Annotated in this window: 16 protein-coding genes, 1 tRNA gene and 1 pseudogene; 8 read left to right on the top strand and 10 right to left on the bottom strand. The window is 34.8% G+C overall.

Translation table 11 applies throughout. The features are described from left to right. Window positions 1-86 precede the first annotated feature (86 nt). Together ppdK and ACFIMW_RS00975 are read left to right on the top strand one after the other, a co-directional pair. A complete protein-coding gene (gene ppdK, locus ACFIMW_RS00980; RefSeq protein WP_375607795.1) occupies window positions 87-2,753 on the top strand; it encodes a pyruvate, phosphate dikinase in 2,667 nt (888 codons plus the stop codon). A gap of 673 nt (window positions 2,754-3,426) precedes the next feature. After that, window positions 3,427-4,335 (top strand): annotated as a pseudogene (locus ACFIMW_RS00975) (tyrosine-type recombinase/integrase); the annotation flags it as partial. Between the two features lie 139 nt (window positions 4,336-4,474). Here the strand turns inward: ACFIMW_RS00975 and ACFIMW_RS00970 are convergent. Beyond that, window positions 4,475-5,314, bottom strand: coding sequence for a peptidoglycan-binding domain-containing protein (locus ACFIMW_RS00970; protein WP_375607794.1), 840 nt, complete (start codon window positions 5,312-5,314; stop codon window positions 4,475-4,477). Window positions 5,315-6,331: 1,017 nt separating this feature from the next. On the opposite strand from ACFIMW_RS00970, the gene ACFIMW_RS00965 reads away from it, so the two are divergent. Together ACFIMW_RS00965 and ACFIMW_RS00960 are read left to right on the top strand one after the other, a co-directional pair. After that, window positions 6,332-6,676, top strand: a complete 345-nt coding sequence (locus tag ACFIMW_RS00965) for a DUF5330 domain-containing protein (protein WP_375607793.1) — start codon at window positions 6,332-6,334, stop codon at window positions 6,674-6,676. Window positions 6,677-6,814: 138 nt separating this feature from the next. Continuing rightward, complete coding sequence (locus ACFIMW_RS00960) at window positions 6,815-7,225, top strand: SufE family protein (RefSeq protein ID WP_375607835.1); 411 nt, start codon at window positions 6,815-6,817, stop codon at window positions 7,223-7,225. A 99-nt stretch (window positions 7,226-7,324) separates the two neighbouring features. Here ACFIMW_RS00960 and ACFIMW_RS00955 read toward each other — a convergent pair whose 3' ends face one another. Continuing rightward, entirely contained in the window at window positions 7,325-7,762 is a 438-nt protein-coding gene (locus ACFIMW_RS00955; RefSeq protein ID WP_375607792.1) for a MucR family transcriptional regulator, read from the bottom strand. 779 nt (window positions 7,763-8,541) lie between these two features. On the opposite strand from ACFIMW_RS00955, the gene ACFIMW_RS00950 reads away from it, so the two are divergent. Beyond that, complete coding sequence (locus tag ACFIMW_RS00950; RefSeq protein ID WP_375607791.1) at window positions 8,542-10,635, top strand: S9 family peptidase; 2,094 nt, start codon at window positions 8,542-8,544, stop codon at window positions 10,633-10,635. A gap of 82 nt (window positions 10,636-10,717) precedes the next feature. Here the strand turns inward: ACFIMW_RS00950 and ACFIMW_RS00945 are convergent, their stop codons facing one another. Beyond that, window positions 10,718-11,320, bottom strand: a complete 603-nt coding sequence (locus ACFIMW_RS00945) for a superoxide dismutase (protein ID WP_375606385.1) — start codon at window positions 11,318-11,320, stop codon at window positions 10,718-10,720. 875 nt (window positions 11,321-12,195) lie between these two features. On the opposite strand from ACFIMW_RS00945, the gene ACFIMW_RS00940 reads away from it, so the two are divergent. Further along, window positions 12,196-12,270: transfer RNA gene (locus tag ACFIMW_RS00940), tRNA-Gln, on the top strand. 225 nt (window positions 12,271-12,495) lie between these two features. Here ACFIMW_RS00940 and ACFIMW_RS00935 read toward each other — a convergent pair. The 3 genes from ACFIMW_RS00935 to ACFIMW_RS00925 are packed head-to-tail and all read right to left on the bottom strand — an operon-like array spanning window position 12,496 to window position 15,942. Beyond that, on the bottom strand, window positions 12,496-12,960 hold the full coding sequence (locus tag ACFIMW_RS00935) for a toxin-activating lysine-acyltransferase (protein ID WP_375607790.1): 465 nt from the start codon (window positions 12,958-12,960) through the stop codon (window positions 12,496-12,498). Further along, complete coding sequence (locus ACFIMW_RS00930) at window positions 12,960-14,285, bottom strand: HlyD family type I secretion periplasmic adaptor subunit (RefSeq protein WP_375607789.1); 1,326 nt, start codon at window positions 14,283-14,285, stop codon at window positions 12,960-12,962. The genes ACFIMW_RS00935 and ACFIMW_RS00930 overlap by 1 nt, the downstream gene beginning before the upstream one ends. Continuing rightward, window positions 14,275-15,942, bottom strand: a complete 1,668-nt coding sequence (locus tag ACFIMW_RS00925) for a peptidase domain-containing ABC transporter (protein ID WP_375607788.1) — start codon at window positions 15,940-15,942, stop codon at window positions 14,275-14,277. The genes ACFIMW_RS00930 and ACFIMW_RS00925 overlap by 11 nt, the downstream gene beginning before the upstream one ends. Window positions 15,943-16,196: 254 nt before the next feature. Between ACFIMW_RS00925 and ACFIMW_RS00920 the strand changes: the two genes are divergently transcribed. After that, entirely contained in the window at window positions 16,197-16,793 is a 597-nt protein-coding gene (locus ACFIMW_RS00920) for a hypothetical protein (protein WP_375607787.1), read from the top strand. A 2,279-nt stretch (window positions 16,794-19,072) separates the two neighbouring features. Then, complete coding sequence (locus ACFIMW_RS00915) at window positions 19,073-19,234, top strand: hypothetical protein (protein ID WP_375607786.1); 162 nt, start codon at window positions 19,073-19,075, stop codon at window positions 19,232-19,234. A 1,311-nt stretch (window positions 19,235-20,545) separates the two neighbouring features. Here the strand turns inward: ACFIMW_RS00915 and ACFIMW_RS00910 are convergent. The 4 genes from ACFIMW_RS00910 to ACFIMW_RS00895 form a co-directional block, all read right to left on the bottom strand. Beyond that, a complete protein-coding gene (locus tag ACFIMW_RS00910; protein ID WP_375607785.1) occupies window positions 20,546-21,331 on the bottom strand; it encodes a DUF1499 domain-containing protein in 786 nt (261 codons plus the stop codon). 533 nt (window positions 21,332-21,864) lie between these two features. Next, the gene (locus ACFIMW_RS00905) at window positions 21,865-22,404 is read right to left on the bottom strand and encodes a hypothetical protein (protein ID WP_375606375.1); all 540 of its coding nucleotides are present in this window, start codon (window positions 22,402-22,404) and stop codon (window positions 21,865-21,867) included. After that, the gene (locus ACFIMW_RS00900; RefSeq protein WP_375606374.1) at window positions 22,397-22,993 is read right to left on the bottom strand and encodes a DUF1214 domain-containing protein; all 597 of its coding nucleotides are present in this window, start codon (window positions 22,991-22,993) and stop codon (window positions 22,397-22,399) included. The genes ACFIMW_RS00905 and ACFIMW_RS00900 overlap by 8 nt, the downstream gene beginning before the upstream one ends. Window positions 22,994-23,010: 17 nt before the next feature. After that, window positions 23,011-25,161, bottom strand: coding sequence for a transglycosylase domain-containing protein (locus tag ACFIMW_RS00895; RefSeq protein WP_375607784.1), 2,151 nt, complete (start codon window positions 25,159-25,161; stop codon window positions 23,011-23,013). Between the last annotated feature and the right edge of the window lie 284 nt (window positions 25,162-25,445).

Raw genomic sequence — 25,445 nt, 5'->3', positions numbered from 1 at the left:
ATCTTTTTTATTTCGCCGATTTTGAATCATTTAAGTTAAGCCTAGGTTGAATGGTGTTTTGATGCTGATATGGGAGGATTTGTACAATGAAAAAATGGGTTTATAGTTTTGGAGATGGAAACGCAGAAGGAAGTGCAAGCGAGCGTAATCTTCTCGGAGGTAAAGGGGCTAATTTAGCAGAAATGAGTAGTCTTGGTTTGCCCGTACCGCCAGGATTTACTCTGACAACAGAAGTTTGTAATTTTTATTACGCACATGACAAATCATACCCAGAAGAGCTACAGGAATCTGTTAAGCAAGCATTAAGACGCGTTGGTGAACAAACAGGACGTGAATTTGGTAATGAGCAAAGACCACTTTTGCTTTCTGTTCGTTCAGGGGCTAGGGCTTCTATGCCAGGAATGATGGATACAGTGCTTAACCTTGGCATGAATGATAAGACTGTAAAAGCTATTGCTTTACAAGCTAATAATGAACGGTTTGCTTATGATAGTTATCGGCGTTTTATCCAAATGTATTCTAACGTTGTTTTGGGGGTAGACCATTCTTATTTTGAAGAGATTCTTGATGAGGTAAAAGAACGCAATGGTTACACTATTGATACAGAAATGACAGCAGATGATTGGAAACATGTTATTGCTTCTTATAAAGCATATATTGAAGAAAAATTAGGAATTCCTTTTCCACAAGATCCTGAACAGCAATTATGGGGGGCAATTGGAGCCGTTTTTTCAAGTTGGATGACAGCACGCGCAGTCACTTATCGTCGTTTACATAGCATTCCTGAAAGTTGGGGAACGGCAGTTAATGTGCAAGCTATGGTTTTCGGCAACATGGGTGAAGATTCGGCAACAGGTGTTGCTTTTACACGCAATCCATCGACAGGAAAAAAAGAACTTTACGGTGAATTTTTAGTTAATGCGCAAGGAGAGGATGTTGTGGCGGGTATTCGAACGCCTCAAAATATTACAGAAAATGCGCGTATTGTTGCTGGTTCAAATAAGCCGTCTTTAGAAAAAATTATGCCTGAGGCTTTTTTGAAGTTATGTCAGATCGCGCAGAAGCTTGAGCAGCATTATCGGGATATGCAAGATCTCGAATTTACCATTGAAAAAGGTAAATTATGGATGCTGCAGACTCGTTCGGGAAAACGTACGGCTCGTGCAGCTCTCAAGATGGCAATTGAAATGGTTGAGGAGGGGTTAATAAGCCGTGAAGAAGCGGTAATGCGTATTGATGCAAAGTCACTTGACCAACTTTTACATCCAACACTTGATCCCAAAGCAGAGCGTTTTGTTATAGGACGTGGTTTACCTGCTTCTCCTGGAGCAGCAACCGGTGAAATTGTTTTTACTTCGGAAGAGGCAGAAACTGTGTCAGCAGAAGGGCGAAAAGTTATTTTGGTCCGTGTGGAAACAAGCCCAGAAGATATTCATGGTATGCATGCTGCAGAAGGAATTTTAACAACGCGTGGCGGCATGACAAGTCACGCTGCTGTTGTTGCGCGGGGAATGGGAAAACCATGTATTTCTGGTGCTGGTAGTGTGCGGATTGATTATAATACAAATACGCTATTTGCTTCAGGAGAAAGCTTTAAAAAAGGCGATGTTATCACGATTGATGGTGGAAGTGGGGAAATTTTCAAAGGGAAAGTTGCAATGTTGCAGCCTAAGCTTTGCGGAGACTTTGCAAAATTAATGGAATGGGCTGATGGGATGCGACGTATAAGAGTTCGCGCCAATGCTGAGACACCATCTGATGCCCGTATGGGGCGTTCTTTCGGGGCTGAAGGTATTGGTCTTTGCCGTACGGAGCATATGTTTTTTTCTGGAGAACGTATTGTTGCCATGCGTGAAATGATTTTAAGTCATGATGAAAATGGTCGTCGTAAAGCACTAGATAAGCTTTTGCCAATGCAGCGTTCAGATTTTAGTGAATTATTTGAAATTATGTGTGGTTTACCTGTTACCATTCGTTTGTTAGATCCGCCACTCCATGAGTTTTTGCCTAAAACGAAAGCAGAAATTCTTGATGTTGCAACAGCTATGGGGGTTTCTGCTGAAGTGCTGGCTGAACGTGCTCAGCAGTTACACGAATTTAATCCTATGCTTGGATTACGAGGATGCCGTTTAGCTATTACTTATCCTGAAATTGCAGAAATGCAAGCGCGGGCGATTTTTGAAGCAGCAGCAGAAGCTGCCCAAAAATCTGGATCTCCTGTTATGCTTGAAATTATGGTGCCATTGGTTGCGCTTAAATCTGAACTCGATTTTGTAAAAGCGCGTATTGATCAGGTTGCTGAGGAAGTGATGAAAGAAAAGGGAGGTACTATTCAATATATGGTTGGGACGATGATTGAACTTCCAAGGGCAGTGCTTCGAGCAGATGAAATTGCTGAAACTGCTGAATTTTTTTCATTTGGAACAAACGATTTGACACAAACTACTTTTGGGATTTCCCGTGATGATGCTGCTCCTTTTTTGGCAACCTATTTTCAAAAAGGTCTTCTAGAGCAAGATCCTTTCGTATCTATTGACCGTGATGGAGTAGGGGAACTTATTACCATTGCTGCACAGCGTGGACGTTCAAAGCGTGCAAAAATAAAATTGGGAATTTGCGGTGAACATGGAGGCGATCCTGCCTCTATTGCTTTATGTGAAGAAAATAACCTAGATTATGTTTCGTGTTCTCCTTTTCGAGTACCAATTGCTCGTTTAGCAGCAGCTCAGGCCGCAATAGCAAAAAGGATGTAATGGGTTAATATTTTTTTATTTTCTTTAATAAAGGGAATAAAAATGCTTCTAAAATGCACGATAAGTTGTGTTACGCGAAAAAGTGTTTTTTTAGAGGTTTATGAGAGAAAATATAAAGCAGGATAGACAAAGATGTATTATTAATACACTTTCAAGTATTGAGGGGCTTCCTCTTTGATAGAGAGCAGCGTGTTATTGTGTGCAGTTAATTTACACGTTTTCTTTTTAATAGGGTTATGAACTCTCTTCACGCAAAACAGAGCACTCAAAACAAATGCATTTGTTTTGCACATTCATCTGTTGTTTTGAAGAAACATTTCTCAGTGCAAAACTCATTTCATATTGGTATTCGTGGAATGGAATTACGTAAAGTTTCTCGTAAGTTTATACCCTCAGAGTTTATAAAATCCACTGTGCGCTACCATCTTTTACATTTATGAAGGAATATCATAATTATACAAAGAATTGATTTATAATAATAAATTTAATTTCTCATCTTGAATGAGAGCTTTGAATATCATAAGATTCTCTCATTTCAAATTTATTCCATGCTGGATCAGTCAAAATCATTCGCTTTCACATAAGGAATATCGATGTATGCGGGGAAAACATTAAAGAAAAGACTAAACAATGCCTATAATGAACTGTCTCAAGTGCCAAGAGTTGGAGCAACATTAGAGGCAAAGTGGATGGTGCGGGTTTGCTCAAGCGTCAAGATGGTAGCGCACAGTGGGTTTATTATTTATACCATTCACGCATATCATTGTGAAATAGGTTTGGATGCCTTGAGAGTTGTTTCTTTAAAGAAAGCACGTGAATGTGCAACTCAAGTATATTTGGTTTGGGGCGTTCTGTTTTACATGAAGGGACGTGACTTCATTAAAGAAAGTGAGAAAAAAAGCGTGAAGCAATGCGTCATCTCCATTATCTAAAAGAACATTGCTTTAGATGCTTTTGAAAGACGTAAAGCAAAATTAAGAGAAAATGGTAAAGGTGAGAAGTGGTTTCTATTTTTAAAACTTCATATTCTCCCCAAATTAGGCTGCCTCCTCGTTTCAGAGATTAGGCAAACAGAGATACGCAATACCTTTTCTCCCATCTGGCATACCAAAAGCTGCAACAGCAGAAAAAGCACTGAACCACCTTAATATTTGTTTCAAACATACTGCAGCGTTAGGTTTTGATGTTGATTTACAGGCAACAACAAAAGCACATATTTTCTGAGAAAAACAACTCCATAAAATGCAAAATAGACCAGCAATGGATTGGAAAGAGGTTTCCGTCTTTTGTCTAGATACTCAGTCAAACGATAACAATGATACAATTTGGCTTAGCGTTTGCTTATTCTTACAGATGCACGAATTCTTTGCGTTATGTGAAGATCAGATTGATGGGAATATCTGGATAATTCTTGGCTCGAGAATATAAAAGGAAGGCGTGATGCTACAATAGAATTTCGCGTGTCCTTATCATCTGAAGCATTGGAAATTTTAAAATAAACGCGTTTGTTTTCTCGCAATGATTTCTTTTTTCTGCTAGAAGCCTCGATCCCCTTGCCATAAATTGTATGGCTCAATATGTAATATGTAAGAAAACCATTCTGATTGATTGAGTATAAGAGGGCTTGAGATGAAGGAAATTTTTTGTATTCGGAGAGGGTATTCAACAAGAAAATTATCATTATAAATCAAGAGATTGTTTTATAATGTTGATGATTATCTTCAATTTAATAAACCAATTTCACGCATTTTTATTAAAATTGTATGATTAATTTTACCAGTTACAGGAAGATCAAACATTTTTTGAAACTGTTTTAAGGCTTCTATCGTCTTTTGATCTTCTATTCCTGTGACAATAACCTCCTCATGACCAAAAATATGTAAAGCTTTTTGTACCCGTATAATATCTTCAACAGAAGGCTCTAAAACAGCTTCTTTTGAGTGTGTTATATTTCTTTTTGTTTTATTTTCCATTTCTATTTCGCTCTGCTTAATTAATAGCGCAATTTCATCTGTTGTAGGATGAGGTAAAACATTGTTTTGCATTTTCTGAGCAGTTTGTTGTTTCCATAGAGTGATGGCACGGCGTGTTTTAGGTCCTTCCAGTCCATCTAAAGGTCCATCATAAAGTCCTAATTTTGCGAGTTCTTTTTGCTTTTCCAGTATACTTGCTGATTGAGGGGCGAAAGGTAAATTTGTGTAGTGATGACTTTGAGAATGTAGAGAAGTCACACGAGAGAGTTCTTGTGATCTTACTTCTTTTTCGGATAAAGTAGTGCTCTTCCCTATACTTTGAGCGGAGGAAAACTTCATTTGAGTTAAAATATCTTGATGCGTTGTCATTTGCGAAAATAAAGCATTAAATGAAACAAATAAAAAACTAATGGTAAAAAGAACAGATCCAATAAAAAATAAAGTATTTTTTCGCGTATAAAAATAAATACTTTTTACACTCCAAAAAATAAAATGAAAAATTATAAGAAGTAGTGTGATAACCATACTACTATAGTATTTACGGTGTTTTACAGTTTTTTTTCGTGACTTCTTTCGTTTTGTTGTCATTATTTTTATTTTCAGTTGGGTTTATTCTTCATAAAGAAACGAATGTAAATTAATTCTTACTTTTTGCTAAAGAAAAATGCCTTTACATTATTGTTTTTTCCTTTCAAACTCCTCAAATGAATTGATTAATTCTATCAATTTATAAGTTGATCAATCAACAAGAGCTCTTATCAACTTTCATCAATTTCAGATTTTACAAATCTTTAATACGTATAAAGAGAACATCAAATGATTAACGTTCAAGACCATTTTAGTGTTTGCAAACTGCATTATCACATATAATCATCTCAATAATAATATCACGTTATTCTTCATTTTTGGCGCATATGTTTGCTTAATTATTTAAAATCAAGTTAAGAATATTTTCCTATAACGTTAGAAAAATGACAGTCATTATATTCTTTACAATTTACATATATAGAGTTACTTTTCCGTAAATGGTTTGGTGAGAATAATAGTCTCTTAATGTTATTATATTTTAGGGTAAACACCTTCGTATCAATTAAATTGATGTTTACAATGTTATAGAAAAAACTTGCCTTGAGATGGAGTTATAAGAGATGCATCTATTGTTTAATATTTTGATCGAATGTTGATCATGTTTATGATATGCTAATAAAAATTTTATAGATGATAGAGTCAAAATAACAGAGTTGGACTCTATTTAGCTTTTTCAGCTAAGTTTAGAGTGATGAATTATTATTTAAGATAAATATGTATACAAATGGGAAAGAGATTGAACTATCCGTTTAATCTTTATCCTATAGATACATTTTTTGGGGAATAGAAAGTTGCAAATGCGCGTTGTACACTTCCAATCATTATGCACTATTATGATTATGCATCTCACTTTTATACAGCTGCGTTGTATCATATTTATAAGATAGCCAATGATATAGATCTAATAAATGAATACTCTATTTTTTATAAAAAGCTCATTGTATCAATTTTTTATAAAGAAGCAGCGTATAAAAAGCTCCTTTTATTGTATTTACAACTGCGGTACATTGATTGCTCATGATACGTTTTTTAATTAAATTATCATTTTTTTTGTTTTTTGTTTTTGTCATTATTTCATTTTTTGTAGCCAATCCAAGCAATAATCATTCTTCTAGCCCCCAAAATAATGAAACAACAACGAGCGATGTAATTATTGCTTTTAAGGAATCTTTAAATGACCTAGGAACATTTTGTGACCGTAATATAGAAGCCTGCAAAGTAGGAAAGTCCTTTTTAAGTTTACTTGGAGAACGCGCATATTACGGTGCAAGAGCTGCTTATGAGTATTTTGGGCACATATTAGGCAACAAAAATAATACAGAGCCTTCCCCAAACGTTTCTCGCAAAATGGAAGTAAAATAATTCTTACACAACCATACAATGTTATCTTGAAATAAGAAATTTTAACGTTCCTCATGTTATTTGTATTAGGATAATAAATATTTATCTATCCAATAAGTGTATTTAATATGATGATTAAAATGAAACAGGATTAAGATGATGGCGGAAACAATCGATAATATTATAGAAAACTTTTCGCTTCTAGATAATTGGGAAGATCGTTATCGTTATGTAATTGAGCTTGGTTACGAACTTCCACCTTTTCCGGAAAATGCTCGAAATGATGCCCACAAAGTTCGTGGTTGTGTTAGCCAAGTGTGGCTTTTATCTTCACGTAATAATTCAGAAGATCCAATATTAACGTTTCAAGGTGATTCCGATGCCCATATTGTGCGTGGACTCATTTACATTCTTCTTGCTTTTTATTCAGGAAAAAAAGCTTCTGAAATTCGCAATTCTGATGCTCACGGACTTTTTGAAAAACTTGGTTTAAATGAAAATCTTACACCACAACGATCAAATGGTCTGAAATCAATGATCAAACGGATTCGTAACGAAAGTTATATATAACCTCTCCTTTAGAAAGGGCTATACATACCAAGGCTTCACAGGAAACATGTATACTAAAAATCAAATTTACACACGAAACTATTTTTTTGCAAAATATGATTATTTAGTTTTTTTTCGCTTGCTTTTACGTCCAAGACCCATTTCTTTGGCTAAAGCTGATCGTGTTTTTGCATAATTAGGCGCTACCATAGGATAAGAACTGTCCAATTGCCACTTTTCACGATATTCCTCTGGCAGCATTCCATAATGTGTCATGAGATGACGCTTTAAAGATTTAAATTTCTTTCCATCCTCAAGGCAAATGAGATAATCAGGAAATACTGAACGCTTTGGATTAACAGCAGGCCTCTGTTTTTCAATTTCAACTTCTGCTAGCTCTAGATTTCCTGCTTTACGAAAAGCAGCATGGACATCAGCAATTAAACTTGGCACTTCAGTCGGTCGAATAGAATTATTACTCACGTAGGCAGCAACAATATCAGCAACCAATGTAATAACTAAATTGCTTTCAGTCTCTAAGACTGGACGATGTTCCATTCTTGTTTCCTTTAATTTAAAATCGAGTAATTCAAAATCGAGATATAGTGCATATACTCATAATATAAAGATCTCATGCACATGGGTTTCATATTGTACAAAAATCTTTTTTGTCAATTAAATTATTCTATAAAATTGCCAAAACACAAAAAAATCAAATAAATACCTCTTTTTCGTCATAATATACAATAAGAAAAACACCCCCCTTACATGCTAGAAGATAGTTTTATTCTATAACATATCCTACATAATAGCTAATATATCACAAATATAAAAAAATATAGGATAAAATTTATTATTTATTTAGAAAATAAAAATAAAATTGTTAACTATAAAAATACACCATATAAATAATTATTTTAATTTATAAGTTATTAAATTTTAAAAATAAAAATTATTAATATTACAATATAAAATTATTTCATTAAAATGGCGTGGAATATTTTTCATTATTTCATAATATAATGAAAAATCTTTATATATATATCTTTCTATATTTATATCTTTCTATAAAAGTGTTCAGTTATACTGTTTTTTAAAAATCAACTTCTTCTTTTTATAGCATAATTACCTTACCAACCTCTTTTATTATAAAATGGTATTATATTCCTAGAAAACAATAGCAGTGATATGTAATGAATAGAAGGATATTAATTGTAAAATTATCATAGCACTATTTTTGCAAGTGAGTAGGACTTATAGATTTTTACACTTGCATAAATAAGTATGATTCTAACATATAACTGAAGCTATTAACATATTTTAATATAGGATTGTGTATGACTCGCACTTTTGCAATTCCTCCCAAAGCATCTAGAATCACTCATAAGGAAATATATCATGGTATTTTTCGTGATGATCCCTATCATTGGCTACGTGCGTCTAACTGGCAAGATGTTTTTAAAGATCCTAACTGTCTTGACCCCAATATTCGACAGCATCTTGAAAAAGAAAATGCTTATCAATCAGCTCAAATGGCTGATACAAAACCATTACGAGATTTGCTTTTTACAGAAATGAAAAACAGGATCCAAGAGAATGATAGTTCTGTTCCTATAAAACATGGTCCTTTTGCTTACGGATTCTCTTATGTTACCGGAGGCCAACAGCCACATTATTTTCGGACACCAAGGAATGGCGGAGAAAAAAACGTGTACCTTAATGGTGATGTCTTGGCAGAAGGCAAAGAATATTTTAAATTTGGTTCAGTTCAAGAATCTCCTGACCATACACATGTGGTATGGACCTATGATGACAAAGGATCAGAGTTCTATACAGCTAAAATTCGTAATTTTGAGACATTGTCTGACTGTACGGACACAGTTACTGATACATCTGGTCAAATTGTATGGGATGCTAGGTCTGAAGGTTTTTTCTATACTAAGATGGATAAAAACCACCGACCTTCAGAGCTCTATTATCACCAATTAAACACAGATCAATCACAAGATAAGCTTATTTTTCGTGAAGACAATCCATGTTTTTTCTTAGATGTAAGCGGTTCTAAGCTTAATGATGTTATTTATATTAATATTCATGATCATGAAACATCCGAGATCTGGTTAATTCCTGCTGAGGCGCCTTTTACTGTTCCCCAATGTGTACGGAAACGACAACAAGGTATTGAATATTCACTTACAGAGGGTGGTGATGTCTTTTATATTCTAACCAATTTAGATAATGCAAAAGATTTCAAAATTATGGTAGCGCCATATACATCTCCACAATCAGAAAATTGGTCTGAGTTTGTCCCACATCAGCTTGGGTGCCTAATATTATCCCATGATGCTTATCAAGATTTTCTTGTCTGGATCGAACGTTTTGAGGGGCTTCCACGTATAAAAGTAATGGAACGTACCACTAAACAAGTTAATTCCATCGCTTTTACTGAAGAGGCTTATTCTTTAGGTCTGCAAGGAGTTGCAGAATATAACAGTCCAACTATTCGTTTTTCCTATTCGTCTATGACAACACCTGATCAAGTGTTTGATTATGAGATGAAAAGTTGTAAACGAATGCTTTTAAAAACGCAAATAATTCCCTCTGGGCATAATAAAGATGCATATGTAACACGACGGATTATAGCAATAGCAGACGATGGCGAGAAGATTCCTATTTCACTTTTTTACCACAAAAACACTCCCCTTGATGGTGGTGCGCCTTGTCTGCTTTACGGTTATGGTGCTTATGGGATTTCTATTCCTGCCAGTTTCAATAGTAATGTACTTTCTCTAGTAAACAGAGGTTTTATTTACGCTATTGCTCATATTCGCGGAGGAAAAGAAAAGGGAGTAGAGTGGTATGAGAAAGGAAAACATCTCTTTAAGTACAATACATTTACAGATTTTATTGCTTGTGGGCGTTACCTTGTAAACAATAAATTCACTTCTCACGACCGGCTGATTGCCCATGGTGGTTCAGCAGGGGGGATGTTGATGGGAGCCATTGCCAATATAGCTCCCCAGGATTTTGCTGGGATCGTAGCGAATGTGCCTTTTGTTGATGTCTTAGCGACAATGTTAGATGCTTCATTGCCACTCACACCTCCAGAATGGGGTGAATGGGGGAACCCTCTTGAATCAGAAGAAGATTATAAGCTTATTGCTTCCTATTCCCCTTACGATAATGTCAAAGCTCAAAACTATCCCCCTATACTTGTGATGGCAGGATTAACAGATCCTCGTGTAACTTACTGGGAGCCTGCAAAATGGGTGGCAAAATTACGAGACCTAAAAACAGACGATAATGCAGTTTTATTACGTATTAATATGGATTCAGGGCACGCTGGTGCAGCTGGACGTTTTTCAAAGCTAGAAGAAGTTGCCTATATCTATGCATATATTCTAAAGATAGCAGGAAAAGACTTTTGCTAATCCATAATACTTCTGTATGAAAGTCTCCGATAATTTATTGGATTATAGAGACTTTCATACACTAAAAAGTTATCTAGATAGTTTAAAATTCACATTCTTCATAAAGTTCTAAAACATAGTCCCAATTAATTAAATGGTCTACAAAGGATTCGAGGTACTTCGGTCGAGCATTGCGATAATCAATGTAATAGGAATGTTCCCACACATCGACACCCAAAATAGGGCGAGCATTGTGCACTAAGGGATTTTCACCATTAGGGGTTTTCATAATTTCAAGCTTGCCATCTTTAACAGCAACCCACGTCCATCCAGAACCAAATTGGGCACTAGCAGCAGCAATAAAATCAGCGCGGAATTTGTCATAACCACCTAGATCAGCGTCAATAGCTTTTGCTAACTTTTCAGGAAGTTTTTGGCCACCACCATTTTTTTTCATCCAAAGCCAAAAGTGGTTATGATTGTAATACTGCGCTGCATTATTAAACAAACCAATATTTTTTCCAAAACTTTTTTTAACAATATCTTCAAGGCTTTCATTTTCTAAGCCTAACTCTTTCACAAAATTATTGGTGTTGGTAAGATAAGCAAGGTGATGCTTATCATGATGATATTCAAGCGTTTCGCGTGACATATAAGGCGAAAGGGCATCGTAATCATAAGGCAACGGGGGCAATTCAAAAGCCATTTAAAAATCTCCTCGATTCTAATTGTTAAGCTTATTTCATAAGCCTAATTTGCCATTTACCGAATTTAAAAGCAAATGTTGAATACCTAGTTTGTATGAAATAGTTTTAATGTCTCTCTTTTTGTAAAAGAAGCTTTTAGGAAATGTATATTCATCAATCAAAAAGGGTATTGGTCTACATAAAGATTGCTTCTGAAGATTTTTTACATCTATGAGCGGGTAATGAATATCATTATCTTTTGAATAAAAAGTAAATGGAAATAGCTATTATTCCTTGTTTTTGTATATCTATTTTTTCAAATACCATATAAAATGTTTTTAATTTTTGCAAAACTCTTCCAGTTTATTGGTGTATCATAATGTTTTCAACAGAATATTAAGTGTTATTTTTTAGGAAATATTTTTCAATGTGCTTGATTTTATTTTATGGTGCTACCCATGAATAATATAATGTAAAAATTAGTGGACATTACCATCTTTATGCTTAATGCAAGAGCACAGCAACACTATCATACACTTACCGGTTGCCAATGTGGTGACAGCTTTTTTCTTAAATTGAGCAAGATGAGATTTTAATATATCAAGAAAAGTAAATCATATGCAAATTTATTAGATACATGAGTAAACTGAAAGATTTTCATGTTTTGTTCCTAAGACCTCAATACAAAGAGCAAAATAATTGGTGGATAAATGGTTGCTACTTATGTTAAAATCACAATTGTATATCAGTTTCTGCTACGAATTTGTATCGATGGCAATGCCATACAAGACTCAGAAATTTTATGATAAAAAAGTAAGGTCTTTGATTTTCAGATATTGCGTCCAATCACAGGAATCGCTATAAGGTGCAGGAGTCGCTATAAAGCGTGTTTTTTTGGGGTATAGCCAAGCGGTAAGGCACCGGTTTTTGGTACCGGCATTCCCTGGTTCGAATCCAGGTACCCCAGCCAGCCTTTAGTGAAATGAATCAATCATAAACTTGAGAAATCATAGAGTTGAGAGTGGATTAAACCTCTTATATTATCTTTAGCCATTCATATCGGATTGGTCAGAGGGGAAATACGCGTTTGTAGCGGAGTGGCTCTTACTATAACTATAGTCAAAATAGTTATTTTAGGGATTTTTCTTTATAAGAGTGGGGCTTAAATGATTTATGCGCACTTGCTTTAGAAAAACTATTTGGCTGGATTTTGCGCTCTATAACAACACCAGCGTGCGATTTTTCTTATTCCACCATCTTCATTACGTCGTACAGCATAACAATAACGCTGATCAGGAAATATATTTCGTTGCATATCACGTACAATATGAGCAGTATGGCCATAAGGTGCTACACAATCAATAAACCATACGTATTTTCCATTTTGCCAATTGGCATCGGGTAAAAATTCTCCCTTTTCAAGCATAGATTGATGATTTTTCTCATCTAAAAAAGCCCAGGTGATAAAGGCGCAAAATTCTCCACGTTCATTTTTATAGAGCTTGTATTGCCCAGTCTGTAAAGCTGGACCTAAGTTTCGGTCTATATCCCAAATTCGCCAGCGGCGGTATAAGGGAGATGTAAGCATTAAAACAACCATGGCACCCAAAGCCGTAAGAGGATCTATGAGTGATGGTGATGGATTTTCATTTACAGACATTATCTTTCCTTTAGGGACTGTTCTAAAATTTTGGTGATAGGTTCAAAGAAATAAGAAATGAGACGCCGTTTTGAGGTAATGACATCCGTTGTTACAGTCATGCCAGGGATAAATTTAAATTGTTTGTTATTCAAAGTGATATGATCTTGGTCAATTTTGATTAAAACAGCGTAGACACCATTAATTTCTTTATTATAGCGTGCTGTAGCGCCTACATTAACGACTGAGCCGTGGATAACACCGAAACGTTCAGGCGGAAAGGCAGAAAACTTGATGTAAGCACGTTGGCCCTTTTCTAAAAAACCAATATCTCGATTATCAAAAAATGCTTCAATAATGAGACCGCCCGCACCAGGGACAATGCGCATGAGAGTTTTACCAGCCTCTACAAAGCCGCCCAAAGTATGGATACTTAAATCATCGATACGTCCATCAACAGGTGCATAAAGTGATAAGTGGTCAAGATGGTATTGAGTGCTATCAAGCTTTGCTTTTAATCCTTGAAGATTCAGTTCTGTTTCACGCGAAAGTTGCCGATAGCGGGCGATTTCATCGGAAATGAGACTTTTCCGTTGTTGGCGGAGGGTATTTATTTCGGCGGCATTTTCTTCCAAACGTCTTTGATTGGTTAAAATTTCATGCTCGACATTTTTAAAGTCATGTAAACGCTCTAAGTAAACGGCTTGGCTAATGACTTTTGTTTCCATCAGGCTTTTTGCAGCTTTTAATTTTCCTTGGCTTAATTGACGATCATCTTCCAACCTATCTAATTGCGCATGTTGTGTTGCACCGCTGCGCTCGACGCGGTCCGCTTGTGCTTTTAGCGCTCTTAATTTATCTTGGAGAGATTGAAGGGTAGCGCTAATGAGTTTTTCACCTTCTATTCTTGCAGTCGTGTTGCCAGAAGGAGGAGCTGGCAGATAGGCAAGCCCTTTGGTCACAAAATCTTTATCCAAAGGATCACTTTCATGCAAAGCTGTTAAAATAGCTGTTGCGATTTGTGCTTGAAGAGTTTGTTGCGCGATATCTGCTTGAACACGTGCGCACTCATTGAGGGCTTCACGGGGATCTAATTGAATAAGGAGATCCCCTTGATGAACAAATTGCCCTTCTTTTACAAGGATTTTTTCAATGCGTCCTGTATTTTGCGCTTGGACAAGCTGAACATAGGTGGTGGGAATAACACTTCCTTGCCCCCGTGCAACAATCTCTGTTTTTGCGATAAAGCTGCCGATCACAATAAAGAGAAATAAAGCAATCAAAACAGCAACCACCATATGAAGCGTTGGTGACAAAGGGCGCAAATAGGGAGCTTTATCTGCCATTTTTTGCCTCCAAATCAGTAAAGTTTAAGACGGTTGCATGCTGAGGAAAGAGGTCACTTTTGTGGGTAATAACAAGAACAATACGATCTTGTGAAAGTTTATATAAATGCTCAACAATTTGTGCACTGACAGCGTCATCCAATGCGGAAGTAGGTTCATCCAAAATAAGAAGGCTTGGGTTTATCAGAAAGAAACAAGCCAAAGCCAAGCGTTGGCGCTGACCACCTGATAAAAAACCACCTTGCTCTCCTACTTGAGTATGGAGTCCTAGAGGCAACTGAGCAATCAAATCATGGCAAGCACTAATATATAGTGCAGCGTCAATTTCATCTTTAGTGGCATCTGGTTTTGCAAGAAGCATATTCTCAAGAATGGTTCCGGAAAAAAGGCAAGGATTTTGAGGAAAATACGCGATAGTTTCACGCACGCTACGGACATCAAAATTCTGTAAAGGTTGGGCGTTAATCAATATCTTTCCGCTTGTTGGGGGGTAGAGTCCACAAAGGAGCTTCGCCAAGGTTGTTTTTCCGCACCCTGAAGGACCAAGTAACATAATTGGTTGCCCAGGTTGTAAACAGATATCAAGATGATTGATAATGGACTTATCTCCATAAGAAAAACAGAGATCGTTGGCTTCAAGATGAGGAGGAGCACTGAGTTGAAGAGGCGGCTTTTCTTCTTCCCATTCTGGAGGGGAGTTAAGAATATCGCCCAAACGAAGACGAGAGATTTTCAAATGCTGCCATTCTTCCCATAGGGATGCAAGGCTTAAGATAGGACCAGAAACATTGCCTGCAAGAAGATGAAAGGCAATAAGTTGCCCTAGCGTAATCTGGTTTTGAAGAACTGCTTGAGCACCAAAAAAGATAATAAAAATAGTGAAAAGATCACCAAAAATATGGCTCATGGCTCCATTGAGAAGATGCAATTTACTGGTTGTAAGGCTTTGATCCAGACTACGTGCTAGAGTTTCTTGCATGCGTACCGTATGAGCAGCTTCTTTTACGTGTGCTTTAATGGCTTCAAGATTGGTAAAACTTTCAATAAGGCGCGATTTATGGACAGCTTGCAGAGTGAAAGAACGGCGTAATTGGTGGCGCAAGAAGGGACCGACCAACGCTAAAGAACCCATTTGTAAAGGTAAAATGATAAGGACAATGAAGGTCAGTTTCGGACTAATGGAAAAGAGTGCAACAATATAAATAATGGCAAAGAGAACATTTAGCACAGTTGTGGTGATGGTTCCTGTTAAAAAACCGCGAATTGTATCAACCTCTCCAATACGTGAAAACAATTCTCCCACTTGCCAACGGCGTAAAGTGGGCAAAGAGAGACTTAAAAGATGGGTATAAATGCGCCGTCCAAATTCTAGCGTAAGCCGATTGGCTAAATAAGCTCCTAAATAACCTGATAGAGTGCTAAGAGCTGTGCTAAACAGCATGATAGCAACCATCAAGACAACGATAGCATAGAGACTTTCAATACGCTGAAAAGGGAGAATACGGTCAATAATCGCTTGAAAAATAAAAGGATTTACCAAGCCCAACAAACGCAAAACAACAGCAACGCAACTGAGTTCGATGACATAATAAATATATTTCTTTGTTGTTCTTGTAAACCAAGAGAAGGCTACAGGTTTTTCTTGTGAATGACTCATTTGATTTTATGATTTTGTTTAAGAGAAAGAGCGATGGATGTCGCATATTTAAACAGTATTGTAAATAGTATTATTACTCAACAAAATATACATTTTGTATGAATATAATATAAACATAATGTATTTATTATTTATACAGTATTTTTATTATTATTTTTACAACTTATGTTTGACTTCTTATAAAGTAAGAAGTAAAGAATTTCTCACTGCATCATTATGATACAGTTGTTTCTAATAATAAAAGGAGGATTTAAATGGGTAGTTCAAGCTCATCGCATGATTCAAGTAGTAGTTCACATCCAAAAAGTTGGCTTTTTCCAGAAGAAGATGATTGTAGCGCAGGTGCTCATTCCCAAGCAGCAGGTGCAGGTGGCATCGTAGGAGAATTAATAGGAGGTATTGCTGGTGCAGTTGGAGGTCTTTTTTCTGGACCCGGAGGTGTTGGTTCTGGCTTTGTCAATGGAGCAATAGGAGGTGGACTAGCAGGAGCTGGTGACGCTGTGGTAGATAAATACAATAAATGCTATACGGCACCAAGGTGTGAAACAAGCGATTATGTTGAAGCAGCTGCCATACACGGAGGCATAGGAGCAGCAAGTGGTGCATTATTGGGGCCGGAAGTAGCACTAGCAGGCGGATTAGGAGGAGCTGCTAACGGTTTGATAGATAAGTACAATGAATGCCATCCGAATCCAAGTTGTGAAGCAGGCGATTATGTCGAATCAGCAGCCATAAAGGGAGGCGCAGGAGCATTAATTGGTTTATTAAGTGGTCCGGAAGGAGCAGTCGCAGGCGGAGTAATGGGAGCTGTTAGCGGTTTGATAGATAAGTACAATCAATGTCATCCGTAAAGTGGAGGGACATTGTTTCTAATTTATTTAGAAAATAGCTAGTAAGATATTTCTGAGATCAGTGATATTGTAAACATACTTTAAAGCTATGGCTAAACTGATTTCAGGGATATTTTTGTGTGTAATAATAGATATTTTATTTTGGATTTTTTTGTTATGAATACTTTTACTGGCTCCTTATTGGCAACGTTTATATGTGGATTTTTAATGTTCTCTTACAATAGATTTAAAGGTGAGAACTGGAGTATAAAAAGGACAATATTATCAACAATTATGTTTTTTATATTATATTATGCTGGAAATTTATTAGTTAAATATATGGGAATTTTATAAATATTGTTTATATATAAAATTATACTTAATTAAGTTAAGTTTATTATTTGAATTATACTTTCTATATATATTAAAGACTTCATAAAGTAGATGAAATTTCAGTCTGGATTTTTTGTTATGCATACTTTTACTAGCTCCTTAGTGACAGCAATTGGATTTGGACTTTGCATGTTTTTTTACAATAGATTTAAAGGTGAGAACTGGAGTATAAAAAGGACAACATTATCAACAGTTAGGTTTTTTATATTATATTATGCTGCAAATTTATTAATTGAATATATGGGAATTTTAAAATAATATAAAATAAAGTTGTTATCAGTATTTTATTATTTATTATAATTTATATATTTTTACAAATTATAGTTTATTTTTTGCTAAATAGCATGCTCATCACATAATTCAATTAGTAACTCACATCCAAAAAGTTGGCTTTTTCCAGAAGAAGATGATTGTAGCGCAGGCGCTCATTCCCAAGCAGCAAGCGCAGGCGGCATCGTAGGAGCATTAGTAGGAGGTGTTGCTGGTGTGCAGTCGGAGGTTCTATTGCTAAACTAGGAGGTGCAGGTGCTGGCTTTGTGAGTGGAGCAGTAGTAGGTGGACTAGAAGATCTGGTGACGCCATGGTAGATAAATACAATCAATGCCATCCGAATCCAAGTTGTGAAGTAGGCGATTATGTTGAATCAGCGGTCATAAAGGGAGGCACAGGAGCATTAATTGGTTTATTAAGTGGTGTCCGGAAGGAGCAGCCGCAGGCGGAGTAATGGGAGCTGTTAACGGTTTAAAAGATAAGTACAATCAATGCCATCCGTAAAATGGAGGGAGGCTGTTTCTAATTTATTTAGAAAATAGCTAGTAAGATATTTCTGAGATCAGTGATATTGTAAACATACTTTAAAGCTATGGCTAAACTGATTTCAGGGATATTTTTGTGTGTGATAATAGATATTTTATTTCGGATGTTTATTATGTATATTGGTGATAATATTATTTCACTATTAATGAGTAATGTTTTTGATGTGTTGTATTCAATATTTATTTTTATATTTTTATTTGCATTAATTTATAGATACAGTGGTGACAGTTGGAAAAATAGTATAAAGGAATCGCTTAAGACATTTGTTTTGTTCTTTTTGTTCTTTTTAGCATTTTTTTTATTTATTTTTCTTTTAAATATATTAGATATTAGTATTTATATTTAACTTATTATAAAAAACAACTTTCATTTAAATAAGTTTATATTATTTTTAATTATATATATTATGTTTTGACTTTCTTATTATGTATAATTTAAAAATTTTTTCTTATATACTTAGATTAAGAAGTTGAAAAGAATATAAAATTAGATTTATTTGAGTTAAGTTTATTATTTATAGAATTCTAAATTTCTATCTATATCTCTATATATATAAAATCATTCGTAAAATAGATAAATTATTTTAAATTAAAATATTATTATATATGATATGTTTTTTATCAGGTTAAATAAGATTTATTTTTAGTATTTGTTTTATATCTATGTAGACTTTTTACATTTCAGAAAATGAGCTGACTTAGTTAAAAAGAGATAGAAAAAGCAACATTCTATACGAAAATTCTATTTTTTGTTATAGATTGTTTGCGTATCTATAAATTTATGTAGCTATAAGTTTATAATCAAATTTGCTAAGTTTATTTTTTTACAGAGTTTTTTCTTAAAAAGCACGAATTGTATTAATCTTTCCAATATGTGAAAACAGTTTTCCCATTTGCTAATGGCGTAAAACAGGCAGGAGAGCCTTAAAAGATGGGTGTAAACGCGTCGTCCAAATTCTAGCGTAAGCCGATTGGCTAAATAAGCCCCTAAGTAGCTTGATAGAGTGCTAATAGCCGTGCTAAACTGCATGCTAACCATCTTAATTGTATCGTTCTGATATGTTTTTTTACAAAATATAAAGGGGGATTTATATGTTTGGTTCATTTAGTTCTATTTTTTCTAATGGTTGGTCTTATGTTTCTAATACGTGGTCAAATATTTCATCAATGAATTTTTCAAGCAGTGAATCACGACCTGGGTGTACTGTTGGAGATTATCTCTCAGCAGGATTTTCAATGGGACGTAGGGGATAGAATATGGGAGTGGTAATTGGTGGAGTTATGGGGGGGGACAGTTGGAGGACCAATAGGCGCTATGTAAGGTCTAATGTTAGGAGGAAGAGTTGGCTCTGCAGTAGGATTTGGTACAGGTTTGGGATATACAGCCTATGAATGTTACCGCTAATATAAAAATTAGCAGATATTTCTAAAATGAACAAGCTTGTAGGCATAATTATGTGTCTACAAACTTGACTGGAAGGTTTAGGTGCATAATTTTACAAAATTATATATTTATTTTGGATTTTTTTTATGAATGAGCTTATTAGTATTATTGTAGAATTATTATTTTCTATAGGTGCTTTATTTATATTTTTCTATACATTGTTTTCATATTATAAATCTAAAGGTTATAGTAAAAAAGAAATTTGGAAAAAAATTTTGTTAAGAATATTTTTGTTCTTTATATTATTTTCTATGACATTTTTTATTTATATACGTTATTTCTATGAACAATGATTATTCATTATTAATTTATAATTATAGATTAATTTGGAAATTTTATTTGTTATCTATAATTTTAATATATTTTATGAATTATTTTTTGCATTTTTTGTTTAATTATATTTATTTAAATTGTATTATGTATCTAAGGTATGTAATGAAAAAAATATTAAAATTAAATCATTAATTAATAATAAATTCGTTTTTTATATTATTTTAAATTATTAATTTTTATATGAAATAATATATATTAATGTTTATTGTTTTTATATGTTTTTAATTTGGATTTTTTATGATTGATATTATTCGTATTATTTCAGAATTATTATCTTCTACATGTTTTTTCTTTATATTTTTCTATTCCATGTTTTTACATTATAAATTTAAAGGTTATAGTAACAAAGAAATTGTGAAAAAAATTTTTTCACGACATTTTTTTTCATTATATTTACTATATTACTTTCTATAACAGTTTTTATTTGTATACGTTATTTCTATGAACAATGATTATTTATTATCTTTATATGATAATGTATTATTTATTATCTTTATATGATAATGTTTTGATATGAGTTTTATAATAATTTATAATATTAAACTTAAAAAAATATTTACTGATTACATTTAGACAGAGACTTTAATATTATTATCAATATTTCTGTTTTTTTATTTCCTATTTTTTTAATCTTTTTCATTATTTCAAGAATGGTTAGGTTTAAGAATATTATCTTTTGTATAAGAATTTTTAGTTTATAGTTTTTGAAAAGTGATTATTTTTTTATATATCATAATTTATTGAAAAATAAGCTGATTTACTAATATAACTTACTATACTTCTAGTTTCTACTCATCATCTTGAGAAAGAGGAAGTGAGGCGATTTCTGTATCAAGCGCATCCATAAAATCGATAATAAAAGCAGCATTGGTTCCCAAATCTCTTGGCAAATAACGAGAAGCAGAACGCATATCAACAAAAGTTGTATCCCCTTCATTCGTTAAACGAATAACAATATCTGAAATAAAGCCAAGGTAAAAAGTTTTGGCCATTGTTTCAATATAAAGCGCATCTTCTTCACCTTTAAACTTTTTTTGAGCTACAACAGGCCAATCATAGGCTTCTAAAACATTGAGAACAGATTCGCGAATACGGTCAGGTGATCCATCATAACGGCGCCCTGACATTTCTGGCCATTGTGAGATCTGTAATGTTGCTTGTTCAGTCAAAACACTTTTGAGCGGTAAAGCATCGCTGGGACGTATTGTGCGAAAAAAAGCCGGTGGTCTTTGTGTATCGGTAGAAATATCGTAAAGAGCTGGTAAGGTAAACCAAAGTCCAAAAAAGAGCATCAATGGTGTCGCAGTTATTAATGAATAAATGATCCCTTTTAAAGCTTTCATTCCCCCTAGAGCACCATAGACCCACAAACTATGAAGTGCTTTAAGAGCCAGAAAAAGAGAAATAATTACACAGCCAGTAGAGATACCTATCAAGATTATGAAGTCGCTTACGTTAAGTACGGAAAAACGTTGTAAAATGACCGAAAATAATAAAATAAAGAAGGCTAAACCACCAAATCGAGGGGACCATACTGCTGCTCTTGAAACGAACCGAACATATCTCTTCTTCATGAAGTTTTTCCCCTCAATTGTAAACTATAAGCCAAGTTTTTTCAGAGTGCTATCTTACAAAAAGCTTCTGCTCATAAACCAAAAATAAAGCACTTATTTTTGAGGTCAAGGATGCGTAATGTCTTATAAGTTTCCAGCGGTTATTTTAGCACTTCATTGAAGGTAAACAATATTTCTTCTATAATTTATTATGTCATTGATGCGAATTTTATGGGAATTTTTGTAAATAAAAAGAAGTAAACTCAAATAACAAGTTCTACGGTTGTTAGCAGCATATATTTTTAGAACTTTACTCTTGATTTTTCTCTTCTAATGGCGGGGAATTTTTTCTGTCAGATAATGCGTCTCAAATAGGATATGATTATGTGCAATAGAGATTTCATTCTACCTCAATAAAAAATTTAGGGATCTACAATCAGATAAATCTGAATTCGAATATTTGATTAATAGAGAAAAAAGATAACCATTTTGATAGGCTTCATGTATTTTGTACAGAAAGTAAGGTATTGTACAAATGAGAGGTTAGTCCGTTTTTATTCATAAAATATGCGACAGGTCGCAGATGAAAGAAAAGCTTCACTTTCTTTTTTTGCAAGGGAAGAAGGGACAAAAATACGTAAAATAACAAACCCTTCATTCAAATTTTTAGCAACCAAAACTGAATTGGCATTTTTTTTAGGTTTTGATTTTTTGAGTTCTATGATTTGTATTGGTTTTCCAATGATAAGATCAAGTGTCGCATCAGGGGCTGTTCGGTCATTAAGGCTATAGAAAATAATTCCGTCGTGTGTGTAGGCTGCTAGTGACCAAAATTGTCGTGTTTTCAAAGCTTTTAAATGAACAGGTCCATTTTCAAGATTAAATCTGCAGACTTTAAGAAGAAAGAGTGGATCAGCAGATTGCTGAATAGGATTATTGGGCGTAAAATCGACAAATTGATAAGAGGTTCCAGATTTTTTTAGTGCTGTCCATATATTATCTTGTGCCCAATAGGGGATCAGAAAGAGAACGCAAATATGAACGATAATAGCGCCAATGATTGCAAGAAGTGCGGTATAAATAAATCTAATCACAATTTATTTGTCCTGATGGAATTTGTTCTATAGAGGGCATTGTGAGCTTTTGTAATGCCGTTGCTGAGATGATTGGAGTATCGTATAAAGTAAGAATAAGCCCGAATTCTTTTTGACTAATTGTTGCAAGCCAATTACCGGTTTGCGGTGTGGGTGAAATATTGATGCGCAATGAGCCATCATGCTCATAGATAATATTGTTAGTGTGAAGTTCAAAAGGTATTTCTTTGGATGAAGTATAGGGTTTAAGGGATTTGTCAGCTGTATAAAGGGTAAAAAGACGGGTTTCAGGGATGGTGCCTTTGAGCAAATAATGACAGTGATGATGAAGTGGACGCCCTTGGTTATCTTGCCAAATCTGGAATTGAATACCTTCAGTTCGTCCGAGTGAAACTATGCCTTGTTTAGCGGTGCGGGCGCGGGTATAAGGATCCATATTGGCAGTTCCCATTTGTGGATAAGCACTCCATTTTCCAATTCTAAAGCGTCCAAAATGAGGAAAGGAATTGAGCACATAATCGACACTCAGTTTTCCACATAAAATGGAAAAAGCGAAGATAAAAAAGAAAATGGTGATATTAAAAAACATCAGTGAATATCTTGAATTCAAAATGTTGAATCTCCAGTTGTTTTCATCTTCAAAGAAATTGCAGATGGTTTTTTCAGATCTTTGTTAATCAATCGCACGATATTTAATGTTTCAGGAGAAAGCGTAGAGGGTATTGGGGAAGGAACTTCAGAATCTACACGGGAAGAAAGTACTGGAGGCTGATAAGGAAGGAGAGAATCTTTAACACCATAGAGCTGTTTGAGCATAATATTTTGATGCGCAGCAAGCATGATACGATGCCATATCATGGCAGGAACGCCACCCCCAAAAGCACGATTCATCGGTGAAAAATTATCATTTCCCATCCATACCGCTCCCGTATAATTTCCCGTAAAGCCAACAAACCAAGCATCACGATAAGATTGTGATGTTCCAGTTTTCCCAGCGACAAGAGTCATGGGCAACGCAGCACGCTTACCAGATCCTCGTGTTGTGACACCCACCATCATTTGATTCATATAAGCTGCTGATTGTTCACTCAGAACTCGGTGTAGTTTTTTTCCGTTATGTTCGAAATCCCACACAACACGATCATCAATTGTTTTGATTTGCGTAAACCCATGACGATTACCCGCTATTCCTCCATTGGCAAAGACATTAAAGCCTGTAGCTTGATCCATGGGGGTCATGTTGGAAGTGCCAAGAACCATCGTTTTGTGTGATAAAATATGCGCGTTAATCCCCATATTCTTGATGAGATCTATGATAGGTTGGGTATCGCGGTTAAGATATTGGTAGGTGAGATAAACAGGGACTGTATTAATGGAAAAGGCTAAAGCTGTTGCTAAATCAATTTTCCCCAAATAACGACCAGAATTATTTTTGGGTGTCCAACCTCCCCAATTGATGGGAGCATCTAGAACGATTGTTGAGGGTGATAATCCATGTTCCATTGCGGCTGCATAAACATAAGGTTTGAATGAAGAACCAGGTTGTCGACCGCCCTGTGTTGCTCTGTTAAATTGGCTCTTTTTGTAATCTAGTCCTCCAACAATTGCACATACCGCACCGTTATTATCGAGTATAACGGTGGCTGCTTGTGTTACACGATATTGTTGACCATATTGATGTAAATGATAGGCAATTGATTCTTCTGCTGCTTTTTGAATATTCGGATCAAGGGTTGTTTGAATAATTAAACTATGGCTTGGAAGTTGATTGCGCATTTTTTTGACTTCCTCGAATGCCCAATCAAGAAAATAATCTGGCTGATTATTTTCTATTTGGGGAAGTGCCTTAGCAGGGTGGCGATGCGCATTGATAATCTGGCTTTTTGTCATAAAGCCACTATTAACAAGATTAGAAAGGACGACATTGGCACGTGTTTGAGCAGCAAAGAGATGACTATGGGGGGCATATTTTGTTGGAGCTTTAAAGAGTCCTGCTAACATAGCAGATTCACTCAAAGATACATGACGGATATCTTTTCCAAAATAAAATTTTGCAGCGGCTGCAATACCAAAATTGTTTCCTCCCATATAGGCTCGGTCAAGATAAAGTTGCAAAATCTGCTTTTTACTAAAATTTGCTTCTAGCCAAAGAGCAAGATAAGCTTCTTTGATTTTACGTGTTATGGTTCTCTCGTTTGTTAAGAATAAATTTTTAGCCAATTGTTGTGTGAGAGTTGAACCACCTTGCACCACCCCTTTAGCTTGAATATTTTGTGAAATTGCCCGTGTAAGTCCTTGAAAATCAACGCCCCAATGATCAAAAAAACGACGGTCTTCTGTGGCAAGAACGGCTTTAATAACAGTGTCAGGCATTTCTTCAACAGGGACAGAAATAGCCGGCATTGCACCACGGTGTCCAATTGGATTTCCATAGAGATCGAGAAAAAGAATGGAAAAGTTTTTAGGAGAAGACCAATCTGTTTTGGTAAGTTCAAAAACAGAAATGCCCAAAATGGTGAAAAGAGTAAATCCCATCAACCCTAATGTTAGTATTTCATCGAGAACTTCAACAATAAAACGTTTCCATCCTTGAAGATGAAAGTTTTGTGAGACGATTTTTGCCTTTTTCCAGAAAAAACTGTTAGCAGAACGAATGTGATAAAGCGCTGTGTCTAATCGTGCGTCTAATTCAATGAGAGCAGGACTATGAAATGGCTTACGGTGTTGCCCTTTCTTTTTTTTAAAAAAATCAAACATTTAAAGAGAGCCTATGGCAAAGCAATACAACCAAACAAATCTACAATAAGTATATGGAGTAGAAGTATTTTTTTTCTATAGTTATAACAGAGAAAGAATTTGTTTTAGAATTATGCATTTTTTGTAAGATATTATATTAATATTTTATTATTTTATTGAATAAATTTTATTATCATTATTAAAAATATTTTTTTTATTTTTTAAAAATTTGGAGTAATGTTAATATGTTCTTCTGTAAGATAAATGATAAATTGTTTCCGTTTGTGATTTTTTAATCGACCAAA

This window comes from Bartonella sp. AC329YNZD (genome assembly GCF_042196685.1).
In the GTDB taxonomy this organism is placed as follows: domain Bacteria; phylum Pseudomonadota; class Alphaproteobacteria; order Rhizobiales; family Rhizobiaceae; genus Bartonella.
The sequence above is the reverse complement of the archived record's forward strand: the minus strand, read 5'-3'. Positions and strand labels throughout refer to the sequence as shown.

Bases quoted from the DNA above. Each gene is read 5' to 3' on its own strand.
- ACFIMW_RS00900 (WP_375606374.1), bottom strand. From the start codon at position 22,993: ATGTTTTTTAATATCACCATTTTCTTTTTTATCTTCGCTTTTTCCATT.
- ACFIMW_RS00915 (WP_375607786.1), top strand. From the start codon at position 19,073: ATGTTTGGTTCATTTAGTTCTATTTTTTCTAATGGTTGGTCTTATGTT.
- ppdK (WP_375607795.1), top strand. From the start codon at position 87: ATGAAAAAATGGGTTTATAGTTTTGGAGATGGAAACGCAGAAGGAAGT.
- ACFIMW_RS00960 (WP_375607835.1), top strand. From the start codon at position 6,815: ATGGCGGAAACAATCGATAATATTATAGAAAACTTTTCGCTTCTAGAT.
- ACFIMW_RS00930 (WP_375607789.1), bottom strand. From the start codon at position 14,285: ATGGCAGATAAAGCTCCCTATTTGCGCCCTTTGTCACCAACGCTTCAT.
- ACFIMW_RS00895 (WP_375607784.1), bottom strand. From the start codon at position 25,161: ATGTTTGATTTTTTTAAAAAAAAGAAAGGGCAACACCGTAAGCCATTT.
- ACFIMW_RS00945 (WP_375606385.1), bottom strand. From the start codon at position 11,320: ATGGCTTTTGAATTGCCCCCGTTGCCTTATGATTACGATGCCCTTTCG.
- ACFIMW_RS00920 (WP_375607787.1), top strand. From the start codon at position 16,197: ATGGGTAGTTCAAGCTCATCGCATGATTCAAGTAGTAGTTCACATCCA.
- ACFIMW_RS00910 (WP_375607785.1), bottom strand. From the start codon at position 21,331: ATGAAGAAGAGATATGTTCGGTTCGTTTCAAGAGCAGCAGTATGGTCC.
- ACFIMW_RS00965 (WP_375607793.1), top strand. From the start codon at position 6,332: ATGATACGTTTTTTAATTAAATTATCATTTTTTTTGTTTTTTGTTTTT.
- ACFIMW_RS00970 (WP_375607794.1), bottom strand. From the start codon at position 5,314: ATGACAACAAAACGAAAGAAGTCACGAAAAAAAACTGTAAAACACCGT.
- ACFIMW_RS00950 (WP_375607791.1), top strand. From the start codon at position 8,542: ATGACTCGCACTTTTGCAATTCCTCCCAAAGCATCTAGAATCACTCAT.
- ACFIMW_RS00925 (WP_375607788.1), bottom strand. From the start codon at position 15,942: ATGAGTCATTCACAAGAAAAACCTGTAGCCTTCTCTTGGTTTACAAGA.
- ACFIMW_RS00935 (WP_375607790.1), bottom strand. From the start codon at position 12,960: ATGTCTGTAAATGAAAATCCATCACCATCACTCATAGATCCTCTTACG.
- ACFIMW_RS00955 (WP_375607792.1), bottom strand. From the start codon at position 7,762: ATGGAACATCGTCCAGTCTTAGAGACTGAAAGCAATTTAGTTATTACA.